25 protein-coding genes and 1 pseudogene are annotated in these 25,477 nt (G+C 71.7%); 15 read left to right on the top strand and 11 right to left on the bottom strand.

Annotated features, from left to right (window positions below; genetic code table 11):
• Positions 1-51: 51 nt before the first annotated feature.
• Positions 52-693, bottom strand: a complete 642-nt coding sequence (locus tag ACIBBD_RS16295; protein WP_399420043.1) for an IclR family transcriptional regulator — start codon at positions 691-693, stop codon at positions 52-54.
• Positions 694-1,090: 397 nt separating this feature from the next.
• Between ACIBBD_RS16295 and ACIBBD_RS16290 the strand changes: the two genes are divergently transcribed.
• Positions 1,091-1,882: a S16 family serine protease gene (locus ACIBBD_RS16290; protein WP_399420042.1), complete on the top strand. Its 792-nt coding sequence runs from the start codon at positions 1,091-1,093 to the stop codon at positions 1,880-1,882.
• Between the two features lie 33 nt (positions 1,883-1,915).
• Here ACIBBD_RS16290 and ACIBBD_RS16285 read toward each other — a convergent pair whose 3' ends face one another.
• The 5 genes from ACIBBD_RS16285 to ACIBBD_RS16265 are packed head-to-tail and all read right to left on the bottom strand — an operon-like array spanning position 1,916 to position 6,090.
• Positions 1,916-2,872 (bottom strand): glycine betaine ABC transporter substrate-binding protein, encoded by a 957-nt coding sequence (locus ACIBBD_RS16285; RefSeq protein WP_399420041.1) that lies wholly within the window; start codon positions 2,870-2,872, stop codon positions 1,916-1,918.
• A complete protein-coding gene (locus tag ACIBBD_RS16280) occupies positions 2,869-3,711 on the bottom strand; it encodes an ABC transporter permease (RefSeq protein ID WP_399420040.1) in 843 nt (280 codons plus the stop codon). The genes ACIBBD_RS16285 and ACIBBD_RS16280 overlap by 4 nt, the downstream gene beginning before the upstream one ends.
• The gene (locus tag ACIBBD_RS16275; RefSeq protein ID WP_399420039.1) at positions 3,708-4,949 is read right to left on the bottom strand and encodes a betaine/proline/choline family ABC transporter ATP-binding protein; all 1,242 of its coding nucleotides are present in this window, start codon (positions 4,947-4,949) and stop codon (positions 3,708-3,710) included. Before ACIBBD_RS16275 ends, ACIBBD_RS16280 begins: the two co-directional genes overlap by 4 nt.
• Complete coding sequence (locus ACIBBD_RS16270) at positions 4,942-5,589, bottom strand: ABC transporter permease (RefSeq protein ID WP_399420038.1); 648 nt, start codon at positions 5,587-5,589, stop codon at positions 4,942-4,944. Before ACIBBD_RS16270 ends, ACIBBD_RS16275 begins: the two co-directional genes overlap by 8 nt.
• A 6-nt stretch (positions 5,590-5,595) precedes the next feature.
• Entirely contained in the window at positions 5,596-6,090 is a 495-nt protein-coding gene (locus ACIBBD_RS16265) for an Lrp/AsnC family transcriptional regulator (protein WP_399420037.1), read from the bottom strand.
• 168 nt (positions 6,091-6,258) lie between these two features.
• On the opposite strand from ACIBBD_RS16265, the gene hppD reads away from it, so the two are divergent.
• Positions 6,259-7,404 carry a 4-hydroxyphenylpyruvate dioxygenase gene (gene hppD / locus ACIBBD_RS16260; protein WP_399420036.1) on the top strand — a complete coding sequence of 382 codons (1,146 nt, stop codon included), beginning with the start codon at positions 6,259-6,261 and terminating at the stop codon, positions 7,402-7,404.
• Between the two features lie 92 nt (positions 7,405-7,496).
• Here hppD and ACIBBD_RS16255 read toward each other — a convergent pair whose 3' ends face one another.
• On the bottom strand, positions 7,497-8,948 hold the full coding sequence (locus tag ACIBBD_RS16255) for a tetratricopeptide repeat protein (protein ID WP_399420035.1): 1,452 nt from the start codon (positions 8,946-8,948) through the stop codon (positions 7,497-7,499).
• 92 nt (positions 8,949-9,040) lie between these two features.
• Between ACIBBD_RS16255 and ACIBBD_RS16250 the strand changes: the two genes are divergently transcribed.
• Positions 9,041-10,447 carry an FAD-binding oxidoreductase gene (locus tag ACIBBD_RS16250; RefSeq protein ID WP_399420034.1) on the top strand — a complete coding sequence of 469 codons (1,407 nt, stop codon included), beginning with the start codon at positions 9,041-9,043 and terminating at the stop codon, positions 10,445-10,447.
• Positions 10,448-10,461: 14 nt separating this feature from the next.
• On the opposite strand, the gene ACIBBD_RS16245 is transcribed toward ACIBBD_RS16250, so the two are convergent.
• The gene (locus ACIBBD_RS16245; RefSeq protein WP_399420033.1) at positions 10,462-10,938 is read right to left on the bottom strand and encodes an SsgA family sporulation/cell division regulator; all 477 of its coding nucleotides are present in this window, start codon (positions 10,936-10,938) and stop codon (positions 10,462-10,464) included.
• A 251-nt stretch (positions 10,939-11,189) separates the two neighbouring features.
• Between ACIBBD_RS16245 and ACIBBD_RS16240 the strand changes: the two genes are divergently transcribed.
• A complete protein-coding gene (locus tag ACIBBD_RS16240; RefSeq protein ID WP_399420032.1) occupies positions 11,190-13,040 on the top strand; it encodes an RDD family protein in 1,851 nt (616 codons plus the stop codon).
• A 99-nt stretch (positions 13,041-13,139) separates the two neighbouring features.
• Entirely contained in the window at positions 13,140-13,850 is a 711-nt protein-coding gene (locus ACIBBD_RS16235; RefSeq protein ID WP_399420031.1) for an RDD family protein, read from the top strand.
• Between the two features lie 72 nt (positions 13,851-13,922).
• On the opposite strand, the gene ACIBBD_RS16230 is transcribed toward ACIBBD_RS16235, so the two are convergent.
• Entirely contained in the window at positions 13,923-14,192 is a 270-nt protein-coding gene (locus ACIBBD_RS16230) for a hypothetical protein (protein WP_399420030.1), read from the bottom strand.
• Positions 14,193-14,544: 352 nt separating this feature from the next.
• Here ACIBBD_RS16230 and ACIBBD_RS16225 point away from each other — a divergent pair, with 352 nt between their 5' ends.
• Positions 14,545-16,893, top strand: coding sequence for an immune inhibitor A domain-containing protein (locus ACIBBD_RS16225; RefSeq protein WP_399420029.1), 2,349 nt, complete (start codon positions 14,545-14,547; stop codon positions 16,891-16,893).
• 157 nt (positions 16,894-17,050) lie between these two features.
• Positions 17,051-17,392 carry a hypothetical protein gene (locus ACIBBD_RS16220; protein ID WP_399420028.1) on the top strand — a complete coding sequence of 114 codons (342 nt, stop codon included), beginning with the start codon at positions 17,051-17,053 and terminating at the stop codon, positions 17,390-17,392.
• Positions 17,393-17,468: 76 nt separating this feature from the next.
• On the opposite strand, the gene ACIBBD_RS16215 is transcribed toward ACIBBD_RS16220, so the two are convergent.
• Together ACIBBD_RS16215 and ACIBBD_RS16210 are read right to left on the bottom strand one after the other, a co-directional pair.
• Positions 17,469-18,056, bottom strand: coding sequence for an isochorismatase family protein (locus ACIBBD_RS16215; protein WP_399420027.1), 588 nt, complete (start codon positions 18,054-18,056; stop codon positions 17,469-17,471).
• A 115-nt stretch (positions 18,057-18,171) separates the two neighbouring features.
• Positions 18,172-19,518, bottom strand: coding sequence for a nicotinate phosphoribosyltransferase (locus ACIBBD_RS16210; protein ID WP_399420026.1), 1,347 nt, complete (start codon positions 19,516-19,518; stop codon positions 18,172-18,174).
• Between the two features lie 57 nt (positions 19,519-19,575).
• Here ACIBBD_RS16210 and clpS point away from each other — a divergent pair, with 57 nt between their 5' ends.
• The 8 genes and pseudogenes from clpS to ACIBBD_RS16170 all read left to right on the top strand — a co-directional run bounded on the left by clpS (position 19,576) and on the right by ACIBBD_RS16170 (position 25,409).
• Positions 19,576-19,893 (top strand): ATP-dependent Clp protease adapter ClpS, encoded by a 318-nt coding sequence (clpS, locus tag ACIBBD_RS16205; RefSeq protein ID WP_397958826.1) that lies wholly within the window; start codon positions 19,576-19,578, stop codon positions 19,891-19,893.
• A gap of 11 nt (positions 19,894-19,904) precedes the next feature.
• Positions 19,905-20,507 (top strand): DUF2017 domain-containing protein, encoded by a 603-nt coding sequence (locus tag ACIBBD_RS16200; protein WP_399420024.1) that lies wholly within the window; start codon positions 19,905-19,907, stop codon positions 20,505-20,507.
• Between the two features lie 322 nt (positions 20,508-20,829).
• Positions 20,830-22,254 carry an amino acid permease gene (locus ACIBBD_RS16195; protein ID WP_399420023.1) on the top strand — a complete coding sequence of 475 codons (1,425 nt, stop codon included), beginning with the start codon at positions 20,830-20,832 and terminating at the stop codon, positions 22,252-22,254.
• Positions 22,255-22,387: 133 nt separating this feature from the next.
• On the top strand, positions 22,388-22,810 hold the full coding sequence (locus tag ACIBBD_RS16190; RefSeq protein ID WP_399420022.1) for a Mov34/MPN/PAD-1 family protein: 423 nt from the start codon (positions 22,388-22,390) through the stop codon (positions 22,808-22,810).
• Positions 22,811-22,845: 35 nt separating this feature from the next.
• Positions 22,846-23,864 (top strand): annotated as a pseudogene (locus ACIBBD_RS16185) (LacI family DNA-binding transcriptional regulator).
• A gap of 88 nt (positions 23,865-23,952) precedes the next feature.
• Positions 23,953-24,048: a putative leader peptide gene (locus ACIBBD_RS16180; RefSeq protein ID WP_392001449.1), complete on the top strand. Its 96-nt coding sequence runs from the start codon at positions 23,953-23,955 to the stop codon at positions 24,046-24,048.
• Positions 24,049-24,163: 115 nt separating this feature from the next.
• Positions 24,164-24,442: a MoaD/ThiS family protein gene (locus ACIBBD_RS16175; RefSeq protein WP_399420021.1), complete on the top strand. Its 279-nt coding sequence runs from the start codon at positions 24,164-24,166 to the stop codon at positions 24,440-24,442.
• 16 nt (positions 24,443-24,458) lie between these two features.
• A complete protein-coding gene (locus ACIBBD_RS16170) occupies positions 24,459-25,409 on the top strand; it encodes a PLP-dependent cysteine synthase family protein (RefSeq protein ID WP_399420020.1) in 951 nt (316 codons plus the stop codon).
• The last annotated feature ends 68 nt before the right edge of the window (positions 25,410-25,477 follow it).

Here is a 25,477-nt window from a genome sequence, read left to right as displayed (position 1 = left end):
CGCCCGCGCAACCGCAAGCCGGCCCCGCGCTACCGCAAGCAAGCGTCCGCGCTACCGCAGCGCCTCCGCCACCTCCCGTGCCGCGTCGACGACCCGCTGCCCCACCCGCTCCGGCACCGCGTCGGCCAGCATCACCACTCCCACGCTGCCCTCGACCCCCGTCACCCCCAGCAGCGGCGCGGCCGCACCACTCGCGCCCGCCTCCAGCTCCCCGTGCGTCAGCGTGTACCCGGGATCCTCCAGCGACCGCTGCCGCGCGGCGAGGATCGCCTTGCCCGCCGCACCCCGGTCCAGCGGATGTCGGAACCCGGCCCGGTACGCCACGTGGTAGTCCGTCCACGTCGGCTCGACCACCGCGACGGCCAACGCCTCCGACCCGTCGACGAGCGTCAGATGCGCGGTCGCCCCTATGTCCTCGGCCAGCGACCGCAGCGCCGGCAGCGCCGCCTCCCGCACCAGCGGATGCACCTGGCGGCCCAGCCTCAGCACCCCCAGTCCCACCCGGGCACGTCCGCCCAGATCGCGTCGTACGAGTGCGTGCTGCTCCAGCGTGGCGAGCAACCGGTACACAACGGTCCGGTTCACGCCCAGTTTGTTCGAAAGCTCGGTGACGGTCAGCCCGTGGTCCGTGTCGGCCAGCAGTTTGAGGACCTTCAGTCCTCGATCGAGCGTCTGGGAGGTCTCCGCGGTCACGACGCCCACTCCTTAGTGGTGAGGTCGGCAGCCCCCTCGCGGCGGATGCGTCACCGAGTCCCGTCAGTGACGCGCTTCAGAGGCCGCCGATCGGCAGATGGCCCGGCGTGCCCGGGCCAGTCGCTTCACGGCTGCGCTCCGCGGCGGCGCTGCCACGGGGCGTGTGCGTAGCGGGACAGTAGCGAAGCAGGTTCGCTGAGCGGAAGGCTCCGTCCAGAATCCGGTCAATGGCCGACGGGGACTACCTCTGTTTGTCCCGATACGTACGGCGCACGACCCAGTGGCCCCAAGGAAAACACGCCCACCCGTGACGCCCCGGCGGCACGGCTGCCCGCGGCTGTGCGGACCGCCCGCCCGCGCCGACCGGGGTCCGGGTGGCTCGCGTTAGATTGGGCGCGTGCTCTCTCGCCTCACGCGTCCCCGTGCCCTCGCTGTCTGTGCGGTTCCCCTGGTGGCTCTGGTCGCCACCGCCGGGCTCGCGCCGTTGCCGTTCTCGGTGGCGGAGCCGGGGATGACGGCGGATGTGCTGGGGGCGAACGAGGGCACGCCGGTGACCACGATCTCGGGTGCGCCCACGCGGGAGACCCGCGGGCAGTTGCGGATGACGACCATCGTGGCGACCGGCCCGGACGCGAGCGTCTCGCTGGGTGAGGTGATCGACGGCTGGTTCAGGACCGACCGGGCGATCATGCCGAAGGACTCGGTGTACCCGAGCGGTGAGGACACCGAGGAGATCGAGCAGCACAACACCGCGCAGATGAAGCAGTCCCAGGACGCCGCGACCCAGGCGGCGCTCACGTACCTCGACCGCGCCGACGACGGCATCGAGGTCACGCTGAGGCTCGCCGACGTCGGCGGCCCCAGCGCCGGTCTGCTGTTCTCCCTGGGGATCATCGACAAGCTCGACGGTGACGGCAGCGGCGGCGACCTCACGGGCGGCCGTACCGTCGCCGGCACGGGGACCATCGAGGCCGACGGCACCGTCGGCGCGGTCGGCGGGGTGGCGCTGAAGACGCAGGCCGCCCGCCGCGACGGCGCCACCGTCTTCCTCGTGCCGAAGGACGAGTGCTCCGACGCCAAGGCCGAGCTGCCCAAGGGCCTGCGGCTGATCCCGGTGACCACCCTCAAGGGCGCGGTCGCCTCCCTGGTCGCGCTGGAGAAGGGCAAGGGGTCCGTCCCCAGCTGCTGAACCGGAGCGCACCTGCCCGCCGTCGGGGCAGTCCTACTTCACGAACCCCTGTTCCTTCATCCACTCCAGGGCCACCTGGTGCGGGTCCTCGCCGTCCACGTCCACCTTCGCGTTGAGTTCCCGCGCCACCGCGTTGTCCAGCTTCGCGGTGACCGGGTCGATGACGTCCGCGATCGCCGGCCACTTCTCGAAGGTCTCGGTGTTGATCACGGGCGCCGCGTTGTAGTTGGGGAAGAACTTCCGGTCGTCGGCCATCACCACCAGGTTCATGGACGTGATGCGCCCGTCGGTGGTGAACACCTCCCCGTACGTGCAACTCCCCTTCGCCGTCTCGGTGTAGATGATCCCGGTGTCCATCTGCGTGATCCGGGACGCCGCCACCCCCATCCCGTACGCCTTCTGCATCCCCGGCAGTCCGTCCGCCCGGTTGGCGAACTCGCCCTCCACGCACAGGGTGACGGCGCCCGGGTCCGACCGGGACAGCGCGGCCACCTGCGACAGCGTCGTCGTGCGGTACTTCTTGTGGGCGGCCTGGTTCATGGCCAGCGCGTAGGTGTTGTTCAGCCGGGACGGCGGCAGCCACGTCACCCCGTTGCGCACGTCCGCGTCGCGCACGGCCTCCCACTGCCCGCGCGGGTCGGTGATGGGTTCGCTGTTGCCCTGGTACGTGATCCAGGCGGTGCCCGTGTACTCGTACATGGCGTCGGCGTCGCCGTTGCGGATCGCCTCTCGGCCGCCGATGGAGCCCTGGATGCCGGTGCGGTCCAGGACGTCCGCGCCGGCCGCCTCGAAGGCGATGCCCAGCATGGCGCCGAGGATCAGGTTCTCGGTGAACGCCTTGGAGGTCACCGTCAGGTGGGCGCCCTCGAGCGGGCGGCCCCGGCCGATCGAGCCGGGTTCCACGTCGTCGACCATGGGGGAACCGCTGGTCAGACCGCACCCGGACACCAGCACCAGGGCCCCGGCGAGCACCGGGCCGGCCCGCCTCACGTCCCCGCCTCCAGCCCGCGCGGCCGCAGCAGCACCTCGGCCAGCGAGGCCAGCCAGTCGACGAGCAGGGCCAGGGCCACCGTCAGGATCGAGCCGAGCACCAGGACGGGCATGCGCTGGTTGGTGATGCCGGTGGTGATCAGTACGCCGAGACCACCGCCCCCGCCGAAGGTCGCCAGGGTCGCCGTACCGACGTTCAGGACGAGGGCGGTGCGGACGCCGGCCAGGATCAGCGGAACCGCCAGCGGCAGCTCCACCCTCGTGAGCACGCCCGCCGGGGACATGCCGATGCCGCGCGCCGCCTCCAGCAGCGTCGGGTCGTTCGCCCTCAGGCCCGCGACGGTGTTGGCGAGCACGGGCAGGATGGCGTAGACGATGATGCCGACCAGGGCCGCCTTCATGCCCGTGCCCAGCCAGATCACCAGCAGCGCGAGCAGGCCGATCGCCGGGGCCGCCTGGCCCGTGTTGGCGACGGCCATCGCGACGGGGGTGGCCCTGCGCAGAGGCCCGCGGGTGAGCAGGATGCCCAGCGGGACCGCGATGACCAGCACGAAGAAGGTCGAGATCACGGTCAGTTCGATGTGCTGCCACAGCGCCTTCGACACCTGCCCGTCGGACAGCGCGTTCTCGGAGATCGGGTCGAGGTCGGCCTGCTGGAACCACAGCCAGGTGCCGAGCAGGAGCGCGACGAGGAAGCAGGGCAGGACGGTCAGCTGCTGCCAGGTGACGCGGCGCCGCGGGCGCGGGCGCGGCGGGGACTCGTCCGGCGGGGTGGACTCGTCCGGCGGCGGGAACCCGTCCCGCTCCCGCGGCTCCACGGCCGGCCCGGGGGGCGTCATGCCTTCACCTCCCCGCCGTGGCCCTCCTGCTCGGCGTGCGTCTGGGCGGCCCGCGCCTCCTCCAGCTCGTGCTGGGCCTCCATCGCCTCCAGCCGGTCGGCCTCCAGCAGCTCGTGCACGGAGTTCAGCAGCGTCTCCATGTCGACGACCCCGATGTACTCACCGCGCCGCCCGGTGACCGCGACCCGCCCGGTGTTGTCCATCAGCACCGCCTCCAGCGCGTCCCGCAGGGTCGCGTCCCTGGTCACGGTGTCGCTCACCAGGGTGCCCGCGCGGGCCAGCGAACCCTTGGCCCGCATCAGGTCGCCGCGCCGCAGCCACTTGTAGGGCCGGCCCCGCCGGTCCAGCAGCAGGATCTCGTTGGTGCCGCTGGTCCGCAGCCGGTTGAAGATGATCTGGAGCGGGTCGTCCACGCCCACCGTCGGACAGTCGGTGATCTCGACGTCCCTGACCCGGGTGAGGTTCAGCCGCTTCAGCGCCGCCCCCGCGCCGACGAACCCCGACACGAAGTCGTCCGCCGGGTTGGTGAGGATCGCCTCCGGGGTGTCGAACTGCGCGATGTGCGAGCGTTCGCGCAGCACCGCGATCCGGTCGCCCAGCTTGATCGCCTCGTCGAAGTCATGGGTGACGAACACGATCGTCTTGTGCAGCTCGTGCTGGAGCCGGATCAGCTCGTCCTGGAGGTGGTCCCGGGTGATCGGGTCCACGGCGCCGAACGGCTCGTCCATCAGCAGCACCGGCGGATCCGCGGCCAGCGCCCGGGCCACGCCGACGCGCTGCTGCTGCCCGCCGGAGAGCTGGCGGGGATAGCGGCCGTGGAACTCCCCGGGGTCGAGGCCGACCAGGTCGAGCATCTCCTCCACCCGGTTCCTGATCCGCGTCTTCGGCCAGCCGAGCATCCCCGGCACCAGGGCGATGTTCTGGGCGACGGTCATGTGCGGGAAGAGACCGGAGGACTGGATGGCGTACCCGACCTTGCGGCGCAGCCTCACCGGGTCGATGTCGGTGACGTCCTCGCCGTCGATGCGGATGCGGCCGCCGCTCGGCTCGATCAGCCGGTTGATCATTTTCAGGGTGGTCGACTTCCCGCAGCCGGACGGCCCGACGAAGACGACGGTCTCGCCCGCCTTGATCTCCATGGTCACGTTGTCCACGGCCGGCTGCGGACTGTGGGGGTACCGCTTGGTGAGGTTCTCCAGCTCGATGGTGGCGCCGTGGGACTCGGAGGTCTCAGACACGGATCCCCCTGGGAATCGTCAGCCGTCCGAGGAGGACGTAGGCGGCGTCGAAGAGCAGGGCCAGGACGATGATCCCGAGGGTGCCCGACAGGACCTGGTTGAGGGCGTTCCTGCTGCCCAGGGATGCGATGCCACGGAAGATCTGGTTGCCGAGGCCGGGTCCGGAGGCGTAGGCGGCGATGGCCGCGATGCCCATCAGCATCTGGGTGGAGACGCGGATGCCGGTGAGGACCGGCGGCCAGGCCAGCGGCAGTTCGACCCGCGTCAGCCGCGTCAGCCGGGACATCCCGATGCCCGTGGCCGCGTCCACCAGCGAGGGGTCGACGCCGCGCAGGCCGACGATCGCGTTCCGTACGACCGGCAGCAGCCCGTACAGCGTCAGCGCGACCACCGTCGGCGGCACGCCCAGGCCCACCACCGGGATCAGCAGTCCGATCATGGCGAGGGAGGGGATGGTGAGGATCGTGGAGGTGGCGGTGGTGGCGAGGTCGCCGGCCCAGCCGCTGCGGTAGGTGGCGACGGCGATCAGCAGTCCCAGCACGGTCGCCACGACCATGCACTGGAAGACGACGCTGGCGTGCTGGTAGGCGTCGGTGAGCAGCTGCTGGTGACGGCTGCCGAGGTACTCCCAGAAGTTCACACGCCCTCACCCCGCAGGTCGGCCCGGTCCTTCCCGGCCCTCCGCCGCCTGCTCCACCAGCGGGATGATCCGCAGTGGAACGGGGTTCTCCATCACGATCGCGGTGGAGGCCCGGACGATCCCATCAAAACCGACGACCCGGTCGATGACCCGTTGGAGGTCGGCGTTGGAGCGGGCCACCAGACGGCACAGCATGTCCCCGCTGCCGGTGGTGGTGTGCAGCTCCAGCACCTCCGGCACGGTCGCCAAGTGGGCCCGTACGTCGGCCCCTTGCCCCTGCCGGATCTCCAGCGTCGCGAACGCCGTGACGGGGTAGCCGAGGGCGGCCGGATCCACCTCGGGACCGAATCCGCGGATGACTCCGTTCGACTGAAGCCGGTCCAGCCGTGCCTGCACGGTGCCGCGGGCCACCCCCAGTCGCCGGGACATCTCCAGCACCCCGATGCGCGGTTCCCGCGCCAGCAGCACGATGATCAGCCCGTCCAGACGATCGATCGCCATGCGCGCCCACCCCTTTCCTCGGCTCGTCCGGCGCCGGCGGGGCCCGGTTCGCCCGCGCGATGGTCACCCTGTACAGAAAGTCCGCCGTGACCGCCGTACCGCTGAGCAGAATGCCCAGCGGGCAAGCGAAGTGTTGCGCACCTTGCCGGGCGGGGCGAGGCTTCGGCTATGACGCAGACCACACACCACACTCCCGACACCGCCCGGCAGGCCGACCCCTTCCCGGTCAAGGGAATGGACGCGGTCGTCTTCGCCGTGGGCAACGCCAAGCAGGCGGCGCACTACTACTCCACCGCGTTCGGCATGCGGCTGGTCGCGTACTCCGGACCGGAGAACGGCAGCCGCGAGACCGCGAGCTATGTGCTGGAGAACGGCTCCGCCCGCTTCGTGTTCACCTCGGTGATCAAGCCGTCCACGACCTGGGGCCACTTCCTCGCCCAGCACGTGGCCGAGCACGGCGACGGGGTGATCGATCTCGCCATCGAGGTCCCGGACGCGCGGGCCGCGTACGCCTACGCCATCGAGCAGGGCGCCCGCTCGGTCGCCGAGCCCTACGAACTCAAGGACGAGCACGGCACCGTCGTCCTCGCCGCGATCGCCACGTACGGCGAGACCCGGCACACCCTGGTCGACCGCTCCGGCTACGACGGCCCGTACCTGCCCGGCTTCGCGGCCGCGAGCCCGATGGTCGAACCCCCCGCCCACCGCACCTTCCAGGCGATCGACCACTGCGTCGGCAACGTCGAGCTCGGCCGGATGAACGAGTGGGTCGGCTTCTACAACAAGGTCATGGGCTTCACGAACATGAAGGAGTTCGTGGGCGACGACATCGCCACCGAGTACAGCGCGCTGATGTCGAAGGTCGTCGCGGACGGGACCCTGAAGGTCAAGTTCCCGATCAACGAGCCCGCCATCGCCAAGAAGAAGTCCCAGATCGACGAGTACCTGGAGTTCTACGGCGGCGCGGGCGTGCAGCACATCGCGCTGAACACCAACGACATCGTGCAGACCGTCCGCACGATGCGCGCGGCCGGGGTCCAGTTCCTCGACACGCCCGACTCCTACTACGACACCCTCGGCGAGTGGGTCGGCGACACCCGCGTCCCCGTGGAGACCCTGCGCGAGCTGAAGATCCTCGCCGACCGCGACGAGGACGGCTACCTGCTGCAGATCTTCACCAAGCCGGTCCAGGACCGCCCGACGGTGTTCTTCGAACTCATCGAACGGCACGGCTCGATGGGCTTCGGCAAGGGCAACTTCAAGGCCCTGTTCGAGGCGATCGAGCGGGAGCAGGCCAAGCGCGGCAACCTGTAGACCGACCACGGCCCCTCGCGGGCCGGCCCACGGCCCTCGTCGGACCGGCCCGCGCACCGTGCGGGCCGGTCCGTGGGCCGTGCGGGCCGGCGTCAGTTGTTCGGCGGCTCCGTCACCGAGGGCTCACCGAGCTCCGTCAGGGCCGCCCGCGCCATGCCGACGTGCAGCGGGGAGAAGTACGGGTTGATCCGCAGGGCCTCCTCGAGGTGCCGCCGGGCCGGCCCGTACCGCTTCAGCCCGCGCTCGATCATGCCCAGGTGATAGGCGTACGGCGCGCTGCGCACCCCACCGCCGTGCGCGCTGTCGGTGGCGATCTTGGCGAACCTCAGCGCCTCCTTGTCCTGCCCGGCCCGGTGCAGCGCCCACCCCAGCGCGTCCGCGACCGCGATCCCCGGCTGCCGCCGCCACTCGGCGCGCAGCCGCCGCACCGCCGACACCGGGTCTCCGTGGTCGGCCTCGAACTGGCCGAGGACCAGGTCCCCGTCGACCCCGCCGGCCGCGTCCGCGCGCACCCGATCCCGCAGGACGTCGTACTGCACATGGGCCGCCTCGGTGCGCCCCAGCGACTCGTACAGCTCGCCCAGCTCCAGCGCGTACTGCGGCTGGGGCTGCCCGGCGAGGGCCGCCTGGTACGCGCTCAGCGCCTCCGGCGTGCGTCCGAGGGCGGCCAGCACCCGGCCCTGCCCGGCCTGCGCGGCCCGCTGGTCGGGGTCGAGCCGCACCGCCGCCCGGAAGTGGCGCAGGGCCGTCTCCCGGTCGCCGCGCTCCCAGGCGAGCTGCCCGGCCCGCTCCCGCCACGCCGCCTCCTCGGCGGGCGTGGACGCCCCGGCCGCCGCGTCCGACAGCGCGGCCGCCGCGTCCTCGCGCCACCCCCGGTCCCGGTAGACGGCCGCCGCCCGCGCCATCACCGCCGGCCCCGAGCGCAGCGCCATCAGCCTGTCCAGGGCGGCGCCGACCTTCTCGTACGCGCCGAGCCCGGTGTAGGCGTCGATGAGCTGCGGATACGCCGTCCACCGCTTCGGCGCCAGCTCCCGCGCGGCCTCGCCCCACGCCGCGGCCGCCCGGAAGTCCCGGCGCGCGTTGGCGAGGGCGGCCATGCCGACGAGGGCCTCGACGTTGTCCCGGGGGCGCACGTCCAGCGAGGTGCGCAGGGCCCGCTCGGCCCGGGGGTAGTGGCCGGCGGCGTCGGCGGTGCGCCGGCCCTGCTCGACGTAGGCCGAGCCGAGCACCGCCCACGTCCGGGCGTCCCGGGGATGGCTGCGCAGATGCGCCTCGCGCTCCTCGATCAGCACGGCGAGCTCGGGCAGCGCGGCCGCCACCCCGGTACGGACCGCCGAGTGCGCCTGCGCCCCCGACAGCGGTTCGGGCGCCGCCGGCCGTTCCTCACCGGGCAGGAGCACGAGGATCCCGCCCAGCGCCAGGCATCCGGCCAGCGCGCCGAGGAGCACCCAGTGGCGCACCCGGGAACGGGCCCGCGAGCGCGGGGCGGGCGTCTCCGGCTCCGGTGGCCGGTCAGCGGCTTCGGTCTTCATGGCGCTGTCCATGGCGCTCACTGTGCGTCAGGACGAGGGCGCTACCCGGGCATCCCCCGGGTGCCGCAGACGGGGTTCACACCGATGGCCCCGGGTGCGACGCTGTGATCATGAGCCGTATCGAAGCTCCTCGCGACGAAGCGACCGGCAACCTCCTGGACCGGCTGCTCGACGGCCTGCCCGCCGACGCGGTCCTCACCGACCCCGACGTCACCACCTCGTACGCCCACGACATGGCGAGCTTCTGCCCGGCCGGCACACCGGCCGTGGTCGTGCTGCCGCGCACGGTCGAAGAGGTGCAGCACGTCATGCGCACCGCCACCGCGCTGCGCGTCCCGGTCGTCCCGCAGGGCGCCCGCACCGGCCTGTCCGGCGCCGCCAACGCCTGCGACGGCTGCGTCGTGCTGTCCCTGACGAGGATGGACCGCGTCCTGGAGATCAACCCCGTCGACCGCGTCGCCGTGGTCGAACCGGGCGTCGTCAACGCGGTGCTCTCCCGCGCGGTCGGCGAACACGGCCTGTCCTACCCGCCCGACCCCTCCAGCTGGGAGATGTGCACGATCGGCGGCAACATCGGCACCGCCTCCGGCGGCCTGTGCTGCGTGAAGTACGGGGTGACGGCCGAGTACGTCCTCGGCCTCGACGTAGTCCTCGCCGACGGCCGTCTGATGTCCACCGGCAGGCGCACCGCCAAGGGCGTCGCCGGGTACGACCTGACCCGCCTCTTCGTCGGCTCCGAGGGCTCGCTCGGCATCGTCGTACGGGCGGTGCTGGCGCTGAAGCCGCAGCCGCCCGCACAGCTGGTCCTGGCCGCCGAGTTCCCGTCGGGTGCCGCCGCCTGCGACGCGGTCTGCCGGATCATGGCGGGAGGACACGTGCCGTCCCTCCTCGAACTGATGGACCGCACGACGGTCAAGGCCGTCAACGAGCTGACCCGCATGGGCCTGCCCGAGACCACCGAGGCCCTGCTGCTCGCCGCCTTCGACACCGCGGACCCGGCCGCCGACCTCGCCGCCGTCGGCGCGCTGTGCGAGGCCGCCGGCGCCACCGAGGTCGTCCCGGCGCAGGACGCGGCCGAGTCCGGACTGCTCCTGCAGGCCCGGCGTTCCTCGCTCGTCGCGCTGGAGGCCGTCAAGGGCACGACGATGATCGACGACGTCTGCGTGCCCCGGTCGCGGCTCGGCGACATGCTCGAGGGCGTCGAGCGCATCGCCGAAAAATACCGGCTGACCATCGGGGTCGTCGCCCACGCGGGTGACGGCAACACCCACCCGACGGTCTGCTTCGACGCGGCGGACCCCGACGAGTGCCGGCGCGCCCGTGAGTCCTTCGACGCGATCATGGCCCTCGGCCTGGAGCTCGGCGGCACCATCACCGGCGAGCACGGCGTGGGCGTGCTGAAGAAGGAGTGGCTGGCGCGCGAGATCGGCCCGGTGGGCCTGGAGATGCAGCGGGCGATCAAGGCGGCCTTCGACCCGCTGGGCATCCTCAACCCGGGCAAGCTGTTCTGACCCTCCCCGCGGGCTCACTCCCCGTCCGTGACCTCGTCGGACGGGCACGGGCCGAGCAGCCACGGCTCGTCGGTCGGCGTGGGGGTGAGCAGGTCGGCGAGGGCGCCGTCGAGACCGAGCCGCCGGCCCTCGGTGCCCGGCGGCACCACCCGCAGCGTCCGCTCCAGCCACGACGAGACCTGCGCGGCGGGCGCCTCCAGCAGGGCGTCACCGTCGGGTGAACTCAGCGCCATCAGCACGACGCCGCGCCCGTTCACCTTCGTCGGCCACACCCGTACGTCCCCGTGCCCGCACGGCCGGAACACCCCCTCCACCAGGAGGTCGCGGGCGAACGTCCAGTCGACGGGGCGCTCGGAGTCGATGTGGAAGGCGACGTGCACGGCGAAGGGGTCGTCGCTGCGGTAGGTGAGCCGGGCCGGGACCGGGATGCCGCGCTCCGGCGACAGGACGAGCCTGAGCTCCAGCTCGCGTTCCACCACGGTGGGGTGCATGTCCGTTCTCCTCTCGGTACTGATCCGTACGTGAGCCGTACGGAGGGGAGAGCGGGCCGGGCCCGGAGCGTTACGCGGGTTCGGAGAACTTTTTTCGCCCCGCGCTCCGAACGTGTGAAGGGCCTGTACGGGGTTGCCCGCAAGGAGCCCGGAAAGGAGTGGGTACGGCGGGACTGGCGGTGGGGGTTGCGCTCGTCTGATAGATGTGGAGGCCCCCATCACACCCCTCGAGCAGATACGGGACGACGGACATGAGCGCCCCAACCCCGGCCCCCGGCGACGACAGGCCCAGCGAAGGGTATTACCCGGACCCGTCCATCCCCGGATACGTCCGGTACTGGAACGGTGCCGCCTGGGTGCCGGGCACCAGCCGCCCGGCGCCGGCCGACGGCGAGCCGCTCGCGCCCCCGCCCGGCGCGCGGCCGGCGGCTTCCCCGCCCGCCGCCTCCGCCGCGCCCGCCGCCTCGGTCGAGGAGACCGGCCCGCACTTCTTCGACGAGGACCCGACGCCGGCCGGGCAGTGGGGTGAGGACCCGGGCCCGGACGGGCAGTTCGGCGCCGGGCCCGAACCGGCGTCCGCGTGGGGAGCCGACCGCTCCCAGCAGTCCGGGTTCGGCGGCGACCAGGACCGCAAGGTGTCCTGGGGGAGCCCGCAGGGCCCGGACCCGCGGATGCCGGCGGCCCAGCCGGACGGGCGGTCGGCCGGCACCGGGGGCACGGCGACGATCCCTCCGGCGGAGCCGGAGGCGGGCGAGGGAGACGTCCCGTCCGACGGCACGTTCGTCTTCCGCCGCCCGCCGGCCGGATCCGCCCCCGCAGGCACCCCGTCCGGCACCTCCGGCTCCACCGCCGACGACGGCACCATGACGTTCCGTGCGCCGGGCCCACGCACGCCCCACCAGGGCGGAGCACCGGGCGCGGGGCCGGGAGGGACGGGCGCGCCCACGGGGCCGGGCCGGGCGACGCCGGGGGCCCCCGGGACCTCGGCGGCGGCCGGTTTCGGCGCCCAGGGTCCGGTGGGTGCGCCGGGTACCGGTGGAACTGCCGAGGCGGCGGCGGGTTACGGCGCTCAGGGTCCGGTCGGCGCGACCGGCTCGGGCGGCGCCGCCGTGGGGGCCGCTTTCGGCGCCCAGGGTCCCGTCGCCGTCCCCGGCGCCGCCGTTTCGGGTGCTCCGGCCGCCGCGGGCGGCGCCGTCCCGGCCGCCAAGCCCGGCTTCGCCGCGGGCAAGGCCGCCGCCGAGCGGGCCGCGGCGGCGCAGGCCGCCCAGGCCCAGGCCCCGGCCGCCGTACCCGCCGCGCAGGCCCCCGCGGGCCCGCAGACCGGCCGGCCCGCCGCCCAGGCGCCCGCGCCCGCCTTCCCCGGGCCCCAGCAGGCCGCGCCGGGCGTCCCTCAGCAGGCCGCGCCGGGCGTTCCCCAGCAGGCCGCCGGTCCCCAGCCCGCGGCCGGCGCGGCCCCGGCGGCGCAGGCCGCCACGCCGATGAGCGCCGGACCCGGCGGCGGCCAGCCTTCCTGGGCGCAGCAGGTGCACCGGCTGGCGGGGGCCGGGGACGACCAGCCGGTCGCCCCCTGGAAGCCGCCGGCGGAGGACATCTTCCAGGCGGCCGCCCGGCGTCAGGCGGCGGCCCGCCCGGCCGGCCTCGGCAAGCGGCTGGCCGCCCGCCTCGTCGACTCGCTCGTCCTCGGCGCCGTCACCTCCGCCGCCGCCGTCCCGCTCGGCATGAAGGCCGTCGACCACGTCAACGACAAGATCGACGCGGCCAAGCTCACCGGAGAGACCGTCACCGTCTGGCTGCTGGACGGCACGACGTCGGCGTACCTCGGCATCGTCCTCGCCGTGCTGCTGCTCTTCGGGATCGTCTACGAGGCGCTGCCGACCGCCAGGTGGGGGCGCACGCTGGGCAAGAAGCTGTTCGGTCTGGAGGTGCGGGACATCGAGGGCCACGAGCCGCCGTCCTTCGGCGCGGCCCTGCGCCGCTGGCTCGTCTACAGCGTGCCCGGTCTGCTCGCCGTCGGTGTGGTGGGTGTCCTGTGGTGCCTGTTCGACAGGCCGTGGCGTCAGTGCTGGCACGACAAGGCGGCGCACACCTTCGTGGCGGGCTGACCGGCCACCGCCCCCTACCGCGGGAGGCGCAGGGAATTTCGTACCCCGGACGGCCGCTCGCGGGATGCGCGGCCGCGGGGTTCGCGGTCGACTCGGGCCATGACGACCGAACCGCCCCCCGGTTCCGGCGGCGAGCCGCCGGAGGACGACCCGTTCAGGAAGCAGCCCCCGCAGCAGCCCCCGCACGGTCAGGGGCAGGGCGGCCCGCAGGGTTCGCCGTACGACAGCCCGTACGGCGGTCCGGGCGGGCAGGAGCCGCCCCACGGCGGGCAGCAGCCACCGCCGTACGGAGGCGGCCCCTACGGAGGCGGCCCCTACGGCGGTGACCCGTACGGCGGCTACCCGGCCGACCCGCTGGCCGGCATGCCCCCGCTGGCCGACAGTGGCAAGCGGACGCTGGCCAGGATCATCGACATGGTCATGGTGGCGGTCGTCGTGTGGTTGCTGACGTTGGGTTTCGGGGTCAACGAGTACGACATGGACGGCGACCGCGTCGAGGTCGGCAAGTCGCTCGCGCAGTCCCTGGTGGCCGCCGTCCTCTACGTCGCCTACGACACCTTCATGACCGCCCGGTCCGGGCAGACGCTGGGCAAGAAGTGGCTCGGCATGCGGGTGGCCAACCTGGAGAACGGCTCGACGCCCTCCGCGCAGGTCGCGCTGATCCGGGCCCTGGTGCTGTGGGTGCCGTTCGCGTTCTGCTGCGCCTGCCTGTGGACGGCGGTCTGCGGCGGCTGGAGCTTCTTCGACAAGCCCTACAAGCAGGGCCTGCACGACAAGGCCGCCAAGACGGTGGTGGTCAGCATGACCTGACGCATCGCCAGGACGACGGCGCGACGGAGGGTCCCCTGCCCGAGCGGGCGGGGGGCCCTTCCGTCGTGGAGTTCAGTGCGCCGACGGCTCGCGGACGGGCGCGGGCGCCGCGCTGACCGCGGTGCGTACCGGCTCGTCCACGGTGGAGCGGGCCACGACGCGGGGCGCCCGCCGGGGCGCCGGGACCGTCATGGCGACCAGGACGCCGAGGGCGACCGCGGTGACGGAGATGACCGCGATGAGCGGTCCCGAACTCGTCTGGGACAGCGCCAGCATGGCGAGCGCCGAGAGGATCACGGTGCAGGAACCGTAGATGAGCTGTGCGACAGTCGGACGAGGCATGGCAATCGTGTCCTCGGAAGCGGGGGCAGTCTCGACTCTAACCGCCTGCATGCCCGAGGCGATCGAGCGGTAAGCGTGACCTTACCCACGGTGCCGGTGCACAGGGGGCGCACGGAGTCATGACGTCCACTCCGTGGACGGGCCCGCGCGCCCGTCACGTTACGGTCATGCGTCCGCAATGCGAACGACAGGTCCTGATAATGCAATTGACCTGTCCAAGTCAAGGTCTGTCTTTTCTCCTGAACCAGTAGTCAAATGACGGCACTTGACTACACGCGTATAACCGCGCGCGGACATCCCTTGACATGGATCCCCCTTCCGCGCGACCGGGGCGCGTTAGGGGAGGCATCAAGTGACCAGTAGATCCTGGACGTTCAGGACGGCCGCCACGGTCGTCGCCCTCGCGGCGGCCTCGGCGACGTTCTCGACGTTCGCCGTGGCACAGGCGGCCGACGACGCGCCGGCGAGGACCACGGCGGTGGACCGGCGGGACCCGCAGCCGGCCAAGGCCACGGAGCACGACTTCGACGGCCCGCTCAGCAAGACGCAGGAGGCCCAGCGCGAGGAAGCCCTCAAGCAGGTCATATCCGGCGAGGCCACCGTCAAGGAGAAGGACGGCTCCAAGGTCGTCCAGCTCGACAGCCGCAAGGGCGACAGCAAGTACGTCGAGCTCGGCCGCGAGAAGACCGACAAGATCTTCACGATCCTCGTCGAGTTCGGCGACCAGGTCGACCCCCGCTACGGGGGCACCCCCGGCCCGCTGCACAACCAGATAGCCCAGCCGGACCGCACCCAGAACAACAGCACGGCCTGGCAGGCGGACTACGACCGCAAGCACTTCCAGGACCTGTACTTCGGCACCGGCGCGGGCGTCGAGTCGCTGAAGAAGTACTACGAGAAGCAGTCCTCGGGCCGCTACTCGGTCGAGGGTGAAGTGACCGACTGGGTCAAGGTCCCCTACAACGAGGCCCGTTACGGCTCCAACGACGCGTCCACCGGCGCCTGGTACGCGGTGCAGGACGGCGTGAACGCCTGGGTCGCCGAGCGCGAGGCCGCCGGTGACACCGCCGCCGAGATCAAGGCGGAGCTGGCCGAGTTCGACCAGTGGGACCGCTACGACTTCGACGGCGACGGCGACTTCAACGAGTCCGACGGCTACATCGACCACTTCCAGATCGTGCACGCCGGTGAGGACGAGTCCGCGGGCGGCGGCGCCCAGGGCGCGGACGCCATCTGGGCCCACCGCTGGTACGCCTTCGGCACGGACGCCGGCTCCACCGGCCCCGAGACCAACAAGCTCGGCGGCACCGAGATCGGCGACACCGGCATCTGGGTCGGCGACTACACCATCCAGCCGGAGAACGGCGGCCTCGGCGTCTTCGCCCACGAGTACGGCCACGACCTCGGCCTGCCCGACGAGTACGACACCTCCGGCGGCGGCGAGAACTCCACCGGTTTCTGGACCCTGATGTCCTCCGGCTCCTGGCTCGGCACCGGCAAGGAGTCCATCGGCGACCTGCCCGGCGACATGAACTCCTGGGACAAGCTCCAGCTCGGCTGGCTCGACTACGAGGTCGCCAAGGCGGGCGTGAAGTCGACCCACAAGCTGGGCCTCGCGGAGTACAACACCGCGAACCCGCAGGCCCTCATCGTCGAACTGCCGAAGAAGACGGTCACCACCGAGGTGGTCCCCCCGGCGCAGGGCGCCTCGCAGTGGTGGAGCGGCAGCGGTGACGACCTGCGCAACACCCTGACCCGCTCGGTCGACCTGACCGGCAAGTCGTCGGCGGCGCTGACGCTGGACGGCTGGTGGGACATCGAGGCGGACTACGACTACCTCTACACCGAGGTGTCCACCGACGGCGCCAACTGGACGCCGATCGACGGCAAACTGGCCGACGGTTCCGCCGTCCCGCGTGACGGCAGCGGCAAGCCCGCCCTCACCGGCACGGTCGACGCCTACCAGAAGCTGACCTTCCCGCTGGACGCCTACGCGGGCCAGAGGATCGACGTCCGCTTCCGCTACGCCACCGACGGCGGCGTGGCCCAGAAGGGCTTCGCGGCCGACGAGATCACGGTGACCGCCGACGGCGCCACCCTCTTCGCCGACAACGCGGAGACCGCGGACGCGGCCTGGACGGCCAACGGCTTCAGCCGCATCGGCGCGGCCATCACCGACGACTACGAGCAGTTCTACATCGCCGAGAACCGCCAGTACGTCTCGTACGACAGGACCCTCAAGGTCGGCCCGTACAACTACGGCTTCTCCACGACCCGTCCGGACTGGGTGGAGCACTACCCGTACCAGAACGGCCTGCTGATCTGGAAGTGGGACACCTCCCAGGCCGACGACAACACCAGCCAGCACCCGGGCGAGGGCCTGATCCTGCCGGTCGACTCCCACCCGACCCCGCTGAAGTGGTCCGACGGCACCCTGATGCGCAACCGCGTCCAGGCCTTCGACTCCACCTTCAGCTGGTACCCGACCGACGCGATCACGCTGCACAAGGACGACGTCGCCACGACGATCAAGTCCCGTCCGGGCGTCCCGGTCTTCGACGACGGCCGGTCGAGCTACTACGACGCGTCGAACCCGCTGGCCGGCGTCCAGGTCACTGACACCAACACCTCGATCAGGATCGTCAAGGAGCCCCTGAGCGGCTCGACGATCACGGTCAAGGTCGGACCGTCGGCGAAGTAGTCGGCGTTTTAGCAGGTCAAACGCGTATCGGCGGCGACCCCCTGGCGGGTCGTCGCCGATCGTGTTTAGGTGCCTCCTGTGCTTCTCTTATTGACACCGGCATGGACGCCGGCCCGGACACCGGCATCGACACCGATACGCACGGGGGTGTGAGCGCATGGCCGCAGGAGGCTTCTGCAAGCTGCCGAACGGCACGGTGGTGGTGGCGCTGAACCTGCCGAGCCCCACCGCCGACGCCGTCGCCGCGGTACGCGTCCTCGTCCTCGCCCAGAACCGCGCCCGAGCCCTGACCAGGCTCCGCAACCTGGGCCTGCGCGCCGTCTACCTGCGCGGGAACGCCGAGCCGCCGACTCCGGACGAGATCACGGCGGTCCTGCACCATCCCGACGGCCTGATATGGCGGACAGCCCCCGACAACGCTGTCCCCACGGTCTCCACGGTCCCGGAGCTGTGGCGCCCGATCCGGTCCCTGCTGAGGAGGCCGGCGCCCCAGCCGTAGCACCTCTCCCGGCCCGGGAGCGTGGCCCTCCGCCGGCCGGCCGCTCGCCCGGGCCGGCCGGAGCGCGCCCGGGCGCCTACGGCACCACCGGCTTGCCGGACAGTTCGACGCCCGCGGCCCGCATCTCCTCGATCGCCCGCTCGGTGGTCTCCTGGGCCACCCCGGCGGTCAGGTCGAGCAGCACCTGCGTACGGAAGCCGTCCCGTGCCGCGTCCAGCGCGGTCGCCCGGACGCAGTGGTCGGTGGCGATGCCGACGACGTCCACCTCGTCGATCTCCCGCTCCCGCAGCCAGTCGCCCAGCTTCACGCCGTTCTCGTCGGCGCCCTCGAAGCCGCTGTAGGCGGCCGCGTAGGCGCCCTTGTCGAAGACGGCGTCGATGGCCCCCGAGGCGACCGCCGGGGCGAAGTTCGGGTGGAACCCCACGCCCTCGGTGCCCGCGACGCAGTGCGCGGGCCAGGAGTGGACGTAGTCGGGGTTGTCGGCGAAGTGGCCGCCGGGCGCGATGTGGTGGTCGCGGGTGGCCACGACGTGCCGGTAACCGGCGGGGGCCTGCCCGATCAGCTCGGTGATCGCGGCGGCCACGTCGGCACCCCCGGCCACCGCGAGGCTGCCCCCCTCGCAGAAGTCGTTCTGCACGTCTACGACGATCAAGGCGCGGCGCATGGTGGGTGTCCTTCGACGGTGTGTGAAGTTACGAGCCTAGAGACTTCGGCGGCGGTACGGGAGGGGTGCGACGGGAGTGCCGGCCGGTCGGCACTCCCGGTGTGTCCGACAGCCCCTAGCTACCCGAACGCCCCTGTACGTACTCCGTCGGAATGACGGGTTCCCCGCGCGAGAGCTGTGTCGCGGACAGCGGCAGGCCGGCCCGGGCGGCGATGTGCCGGTCGCGGACGACGTCCAGGGGCTCCCGGGCGACTATCCCGCCGCCCTTGACCAGCTGGACGAGCAGCTGCCGGTCGGCCAGCTCGGCGGGGACCGGGCCGGTGCCGACGACCTCGGCCTCCGCCACCCCGTCCTGGTCCAGGCGCCGCGCGGCCCACTTGCGGCCGCCGATGGAGGTCTTGCCGCCGGAGGACTTCTTCGCCACCGGCACCAGCGGCGCCGTCGGGTCGGCGGACTCCGCGCGGGCGACCAGCTTGTAGACCATCGAGCAGGTGGGGTGCCCGGAGCCGGTCACCAGCTGGGTGCCGACGCCGTACGCGTCCACCGGGGCCGCGGCGAGCGAGGCGATGGCGTACTCGTCGAGGTCGGAGGTCACGATGATCTTCGTGTCGGTGGCGCCCAGCTCGTCCAGCTGCTGGCGCACCCGGTGGGCGACGAGCAGCAGGTCACCGGAGTCGATGCGCACCGCGCCCAGCTCGGGCCCGGCGACCTCCACCGCCGTACGGACCGCCTCGGCGACGTCGTACGTGTCCACCAGCAGGGTCGTGTTCCCGCCCAGCGAGTTCACCTGGGCCCGGAAGGCGTCGCGCTCGGTGTCGTGCAGAAGGGTGAAGGCGTGCGCGGAGGTGCCGACGGTCGGGATGCCGTAGCGGAAACCTGCGGCCAGGTCGGAGGTGGTGGTGAAGCCGCCGACGTACGCGGCGCGCGAGGCGGCGACCGCGGCCAGCTCGTGGGTGCGGCGGGCGCCCATCTCGATCAGCGGGCGCTCCCCGGCCGCCGAGGCCATGCGGGAGGCGGCCGCCGCGATCGCGGAGTCGTGGTTGAGGATGGACAGGATCACGGTCTCCAGGAGCACGCACTCGGCGAAGGAGCCCTCCACGCGCATGATCGGCGAGCCCGGGAAGTACACCTCGCCCTCCGGATAGCCCCAGATGTCACCCGAGAAGCGGTACGAGCCGAGCCAGTCGAGCGTGTCCTCGTCGACGATGTTCCGCCCGCGCAGGAAGCCCAGGACGCCCGCGTCGAAACGGAAGTTCTCCACGGCGTCCAGGACCCGGCCGGTGCCCGCCACCACGCCGTAGCGCCGCCCCTCCGGAAGCCGCCGGGAGAAGACCTCGAACACGCTGCGCCGTCCGGCGCTACCGGCCCTCAGGGCGGCCTGCAGCATGGTCAACTCGTACTGGTCCGTGAAGAGTGCCGTCGAGGGAACATCCACCGGCAGCCCAAGGTCCGCTGTGTTCATGAGAGAGGATCGTACTCCCTTTTCGTCGGTGTGACGATTTCGGTGATGCGTGGCAGCATGGTTCGTGTGACGTCACCCGCTCCCCTTGAGATCGAACGCACCGAGTCGGCGGAGGAGGTCTTCGCCGTACCCGAGCCGGACGTCCCCTGGGTCACGATCGTCCACAACGACCCGGTCAACCTCATGAGCTACGTGACGTACGTCTTCCAGACGTACTTCGGCTACCCGAAGGACAAGGCCACCAAGCTCATGCTCGATGTCCACCACAAGGGCCGGGCGGTCGTCTCCAGCGGTAGCCGCGAGGAGATGGAACGCGACGTGCAGGCGATGCACGGCTACGGTCTGTGGGCCACCCTCCAGCAGGACCGGAAGTAGTCACCTCACTGATGCCAGGACACTTCGAACCGCTCCCCGGCGGCGGCGCGGCCGTCGCCCTCGACGACGTCGAGATCTCCATCATCCGGTCGCTGGCCGTGCAGCTCCTGGAGCTGATCGGTCCCGGCCCCGCCGAGGACGCCTCCGACGATCCGCTCGCCGAGCTGTTCGCCGAGGGTCCGAGCGAACCGCCCGCCGACCCCGTCCTCAGGCGGCTCTTCCCCGACGCCTACACCGACCCGGAGGCGACCCCGGGGCCGCGGGAGGCGGAGGAGCAGCGGACGTACTCCGCCGAGTTCCGCCGCTACACCGAGAACGACCTGCGGGCCGGCAAGCGCGAGAACGCCCTCGCGGTGGTGCGCTCCCTGGACGAGCTCGCCGTCGAGGAGCAGGGCGCGGCGGTGCTGAAGCTGTCGCCGGAGGGGTCCCGCCAGTGGCTCGGCGCCCTCAACGACCTGCGTCTGGCCATCGGCTCCCGTCTGGAGATCACCGACGACGAGGACACCGACCTCCTCTACCGGCTGCCGGACGAGGACCCGCGCAAGCCGATGGTGATGGCGTATCTGTGGCTGGGAGGGCTCCAGGAGACGCTCGTCTCCACCCTTCTGCCCTGAGATGTGACGATTCTGTGTTCGCTCAGAGGACGCTCAAATCCGAATAACGATCGCATTACCGCGACGACCCCTTTTAATCCCTCTGGGTGCCCTTTGTCCGCTTCTCCCTGTGTGGTGCGCCACATGTCGTACAGATGATCAATATTGCGGCCGTGATAAATCTTCACGACCGCCCGGCGAACACCACCCGAATGTTCGGCCGGGTGCGCCACCGAGCCGGCGGATCGCCGGCCAGGCACAGCTCCAGCAATCCGGGGGGATCGAGACCCGATCCGAGGCCGACGACAGGCCCGGGTCGGCATGGAGAAAGGCGCACCACCACATGACCTCCGCTCAGGTCGACACGGAGAAGACCTCCGAAGAGGGGTACGAGCGCGGCCTCGGCAGCCGCCAGGTCCAGATGATCGCCATCGGCGGCGCCATCGGCGTCGGCCTGTTCCTGGGAGCCGGCGCGAACATCGCCAAGGCCGGTCCCAGCCTCATCTTCATGTACGCCCTCGCCGGCGTGATCATCTTCTTCATCATGCGGGCGCTCGGTGAGCTCCTGCTCTACCGCCCGGTCTCGGGCTCCTTCGCGGAGTACTCCCGCGAGTTCCTCGGCCCGTTCTTCGGCTACTTCACCGGCTGGACGTACTGGCTGATGTGGGTCGTCACCGGCATGGCCGAGCTGACGGCCGCCGCGATCTACGTCAACTACTGGTTCCCGGCCATCCCGCAGTGGGTGACGGCCCTGGTCTTCCTGGTGATCCTCTTCGGGGTCAACCTGATCTCCGTGAAGCTCTTCGGTGAGCTGGAGTTCTGGTTCTCCATGGTCAAGGTCACCGCGCTCATCGGCATGATCGTCATCGGCCTCGGCGTCCTCACCTTCGGCTTCAGCTCCGCCGGTGACACCGCCGCCGTCTCCAACCTGTGGGCCTTCGACGGCTTCTTCCCCAAGGGCATCGGCTCCTCCCTGATGACCCTGCAGGGCGTCATGTTCGCCTACCTCGCCGTCGAGCTGGTCGGTGTCACCGCCGGCGAGTCCGAGGACCCGGAGAAGACCCTCCCCAAGGCGATCAACACCCTGCCCTGGCGCATCGCGCTGTTCTACGTCGGCGCCCTCACCGTCATCCTGTGCGTGGTGAAGTGGACCGAGTTCGCGCCGGGCGTCAGCCCCTTCGTCGCCGCCTTCGCCAAGATCGGCATTCCGGCCGGCGCCGCCATCGTCAACTTCGTCGTGCTGACCGCCGCGCTGTCCTCCTGCAACTCCGGCATGTACTCCACCGGCCGCATGCTGCGGAACCTGGCCGACAGCGGCGAGGCCCCGGCCGCCTTCAAGAAGCTGTCGTCGACCAGGACGCCCGCCTTCGGCATCGCGGTCTCCGTCGCCTTCATGGGCATCGGCGTGGTCCTCAACTACGTCGTCCCGGAGAAGGCCTTCGGCTACGTCACGTCCGTCGCCACCGCGGCCGGCATCTGGACCTGGCTGATGATCCTGGTCAGCCACGTCCTCTACCGCCGCGCGGTCGACGCGGGCCGCCTGCCCGCCTCGTCCTTCCCGGCCCCCGGCGGCGCGAAGTGCTCCTACGTCGCCATCGCCTTCCTGCTCTTCGTCACGGGCCTCATCGCCTACGACGCGGACTCCCGCGTCTGCCTCTACGTGATGGCCGGCTGGGCCGCCGCCCTCGCGATCGGCTGGGCCGTGCTGAAGTCCCGCAACCCCGAGGTCACCCGGCGCCGCGACGCGGAGCTGGAGAAGGTGAACTGACCCTCACCCGGGACGTCCGGCCGCAGGGAGCTCTCGTGGCGCTCCCTCCGGCCGCCGCTCAGGACGTCCGCCATGTGGGCCCTTCCGTACCGTCCCTCGGTACGGAAGGGCCCCTTTGCTTATCCTGACGACCATGCTGACCATCACCCAGGACCTCGTCGACAAGATCGTCGCGCACGCGCGCAAGGACCACCCCGACGAGGCGTGCGGCGTCGTCGCGGGCCCCGCGGGTTCCGACCGCCCCGAGCGCTTCATCCCGATGCTGAACGCGGCCATGTCGCCCACCTTCTACGAGTTCGACTCCGGCGACCTGCTGAAGCTCTACCGCGAGATGGACGACCGCGACGAGGAGCCGGTGGTCATCTACCACTCCCACACCGCGACCGAGGCCTACCCCTCCCGCACCGACATCTCCTACGCCAACGAGCCCGGCGCCCACTACGTCCTCGTCTCCACCGCCGACACCGACGGCGCCGGCGAGTTCCAGTTCCGCTCCTTCCGGATCGTCGAGGGCGAGGTCACGGAGGAGGAGGTCGAGATCGTCGAGGCGTACTAAGCTCGCGACGACAACTCCCTTTCCCGGAGCAGGCGTTGACGCAGCGGACGAACGCACGGCGGCCCACCCTCGAAGACGTCGCACGCCGGTCGGGCGTGTCGGGATCCACCGTGTCACGGGTGATCAACGGCGAGCCGCGGGTGAGTGCCGAGGCCGTCGAGCGGGTCCGTGAGGTGATCGCCGAGCTGGACTACGTCCCCAACCAGGCCGCCCGCCGGCTCGTCACCCACCGCACCAACGCCATCGCCGTCGTGGCCAGCCCGCCCGAGGGCCGCCTCTTCCTCGACCCGTTCTTCGACTGCCTGTTGCGCGGGGTGCGCCGGCAACTCGCCGCACACGGCGCCCAGGCCGTCCTGCTCTTCCGGGAGGACCCGGACGACCACCGGCGGGTGGCCGACTACCTCGGCGGCGGACACGTCGACGGCGCCGTGCTGTTCTCACTGCGCCCCGGCGACCTGCTCCACGAGATGATCGACCGGCTCGACATCCCGGCCGTCTTCGGCGGCCGCCCCCGCCGGCGCGGCGGCGACACCCGCCACGCCCACGCCTACGTCGACGGCGACAACCGCGGCGGAGCCCGCCAGGCCGTCCAGCACCTCGTCTCCCTCGGCCGCACCCGCATCGCCACCGTCACCGGCCCCTACGACCAGGAGAACTCCGCCGCCGACCGCCTCGCCGGTTACCGGGACGTCCTGCCCGACGCCTCGCCCCACCTCGTCGAGAAGGCCGACTACAGCCAGGAGGGCGGCGCCGTCGCCATGGCCGCGCTGCTCGACCGCTGCCCCGACCTGGCGCCGTCTTCGTCGCCTCCGACTTCATGGCCTCCGGCGCCCTGCGGACGCTGCGCGAGCGCGGGCGGCGGGTGCCCGAGGACGTGGCCGTCGTCGGCTTCGACGACCTGACCTCCATCGCCGAGTCCACCGACCCGCCGCTGACCACGGTCCACCAGGACGTCGAGGTGGGCCGCCTGATGGCCCGGCTGCTGTTCGAGCCCGGCCCGCAGGCATCGTCCGTGGTCGTACCGACCCGACTGGTCCGGCGACGGCCCGCCTGAAGAGGCCGGTCTCACTCCCCGGCCCGATATCGTCCACCATATGGGATCACACTCGGGGGGCCCGGCCGGGAATCGATACGATGAGCCCATGGTTTTGAACGACGTGAGCGACAGGACGCCGGGCACGCTGCTCGTGGCGCGGCTGCACGTCGACCTGTGCAGGCTCGCCAGCGCCATCTGTTGACGCTGCCCCTGCCGCCGTACGGCCCGTGAGCCGCGGCGCGAAGCACGACCCTGCTGTACTTGTGGCGCTGCCGCGCGCTTACCGACCTGACCACTCCCGACAGGAGCCCTGAGCCATGGCCATCGAGGTCCGCATCCCCACCATCCTCCGCCAGTACACCGACGGTCAGAAGGCGGTGGAGGGCAGCGGTGACACCCTCGCCGACCTGTTCGCCGACCTCGAGACCCGGCATGCGGGCATCCAGGCCCGCATCGTGGACGGCGGCCAGCTGCGCCGCTTCGTCAACGTGTACCTGAACGACGAGGACGTCCGTTTCGTCGACGGCATCAACACCAAGCTGACCGACGGCGACACCGTGACGATCCTGCCGGCCGTGGCCGGCGGCATGGCCTGATCGGCCGCACGACCCCATGCGTTACGACTCCCCGCTGGCCGCGGTGGGCAACACCCCTCTGGTGCGCCTGCCGCGGCTGTCGCCGTCCACCGACGTCCGCATCTGGGCCAAGCTGGAGGACCGCAACCCCACCGGCTCGGTCAAGGACCGCCCGGCCCTGCACATGATCGAGCAGGCGGAGAAGGACGGCCGCCTCACCCCCGGCTGCACCATCCTGGAGCCCACCAGCGGCAACACCGGCATCTCCCTCGCCATGGCGGCCAAGCTCAAGGGCTACCGCATGGTGTGCGTGATGCCCGAGAACACCTCCCAGGAACGCCGTGACCTGCTCGGCATGTGGGGCGCGGAGATCATCTCCTCCCCGGCCGCGGGCGGCTCCAACACCGCCGTACGCGTCGCCAAGGAGCTCTCCGCCGAACACCCCGACTGGGTGATGCTCTACCAGTACGGCAACCCGGACAACGCGGGCGCCCACTACGCCACCACGGGCCCGGAGATCCTCGCCGACCTGCCCTCGGTCACCCACTTCGTGGCCGGCCTCGGCACCACCGGCACCCTGATGGGCGTCGGCCGCTACCTGCGCGAGCACAAGCCGGACGTCAAGATCGTCGCCGCCGAACCGCGCTACGACGACCTGGTGTACGGCCTGCGCAACCTCGACGAGGGCTTCGTCCCCGAGCTGTACGACGCCTCCGTCCTCACCACCCGCTTCTCGGTCGGCTCGGCGGACGCGGTCACCCGCACCCGTGAGCTGCTCCAGCAGGAGGGCATCTTCGCCGGCGTCTCCACTGGCGCCGCGCTGCACGCCGCGATCGGCGTCGGCAGGAAGGCCGTCAAGGCGGGCGAGAGCGCCGACATCGTGTTCGTCGTGGCCGACGGCGGCTGGAAGTACCTCTCGACCGGGGTCTACACCGCCGCGACGACGGAGGAAGCGATCGAGACCCTCCAGGGCCAGCTCTGGGCATAGAGCTCCGGACCAGAGGAGCGCCCGGCTCGCGACGCCCGGCACGCACGCTCGCCTCGTTGCGTTGCCGG

The sequence above is a fragment of the Streptomyces sp. NPDC051315 genome (assembly GCF_044455165.1).
GTDB lineage: Bacteria > Actinomycetota > Actinomycetes > Streptomycetales > Streptomycetaceae > Streptomyces.
This window is presented reverse-complemented; position numbering and strand designations above follow the sequence as displayed.

Coding starts and splice junctions, on each gene's coding strand:
- ACIBBD_RS16180 (WP_392001449.1), top strand. CDS start 23,953: ATGGTTTTGAACGACGTGAGCGACAGGACGCCGGGCACGCTGCTCGTG.
- ACIBBD_RS16215 (WP_399420027.1), bottom strand. CDS start 18,056: ATGCGCCGCGCCTTGATCGTCGTAGACGTGCAGAACGACTTCTGCGAG.
- ACIBBD_RS16200 (WP_399420024.1), top strand. CDS start 19,905: ATGCCAGGACACTTCGAACCGCTCCCCGGCGGCGGCGCGGCCGTCGCC.
- ACIBBD_RS16235 (WP_399420031.1), top strand. CDS start 13,140: ATGACGACCGAACCGCCCCCCGGTTCCGGCGGCGAGCCGCCGGAGGAC.
- ACIBBD_RS16280 (WP_399420040.1), bottom strand. CDS start 3,711: ATGACGCCCCCCGGGCCGGCCGTGGAGCCGCGGGAGCGGGACGGGTTC.
- ACIBBD_RS16230 (WP_399420030.1), bottom strand. CDS start 14,192: ATGCCTCGTCCGACTGTCGCACAGCTCATCTACGGTTCCTGCACCGTG.
- ACIBBD_RS16245 (WP_399420033.1), bottom strand. CDS start 10,938: ATGCACCCCACCGTGGTGGAACGCGAGCTGGAGCTCAGGCTCGTCCTG.
- hppD (WP_399420036.1), top strand. CDS start 6,259: ATGACGCAGACCACACACCACACTCCCGACACCGCCCGGCAGGCCGAC.
- ACIBBD_RS16170 (WP_399420020.1), top strand. CDS start 24,459: ATGCGTTACGACTCCCCGCTGGCCGCGGTGGGCAACACCCCTCTGGTG.
- ACIBBD_RS16240 (WP_399420032.1), top strand. CDS start 11,190: ATGAGCGCCCCAACCCCGGCCCCCGGCGACGACAGGCCCAGCGAAGGG.
- ACIBBD_RS16210 (WP_399420026.1), bottom strand. CDS start 19,518: ATGAACACAGCGGACCTTGGGCTGCCGGTGGATGTTCCCTCGACGGCA.
- ACIBBD_RS16175 (WP_399420021.1), top strand. CDS start 24,164: ATGGCCATCGAGGTCCGCATCCCCACCATCCTCCGCCAGTACACCGAC.
- ACIBBD_RS16190 (WP_399420022.1), top strand. CDS start 22,388: ATGCTGACCATCACCCAGGACCTCGTCGACAAGATCGTCGCGCACGCG.
- ACIBBD_RS16255 (WP_399420035.1), bottom strand. CDS start 8,948: ATGGACAGCGCCATGAAGACCGAAGCCGCTGACCGGCCACCGGAGCCG.
- ACIBBD_RS16195 (WP_399420023.1), top strand. CDS start 20,830: ATGACCTCCGCTCAGGTCGACACGGAGAAGACCTCCGAAGAGGGGTAC.
- ACIBBD_RS16265 (WP_399420037.1), bottom strand. CDS start 6,090: ATGGCGATCGATCGTCTGGACGGGCTGATCATCGTGCTGCTGGCGCGG.
- clpS (WP_397958826.1), top strand. CDS start 19,576: ATGGTTCGTGTGACGTCACCCGCTCCCCTTGAGATCGAACGCACCGAG.
- ACIBBD_RS16220 (WP_399420028.1), top strand. CDS start 17,051: ATGGCCGCAGGAGGCTTCTGCAAGCTGCCGAACGGCACGGTGGTGGTG.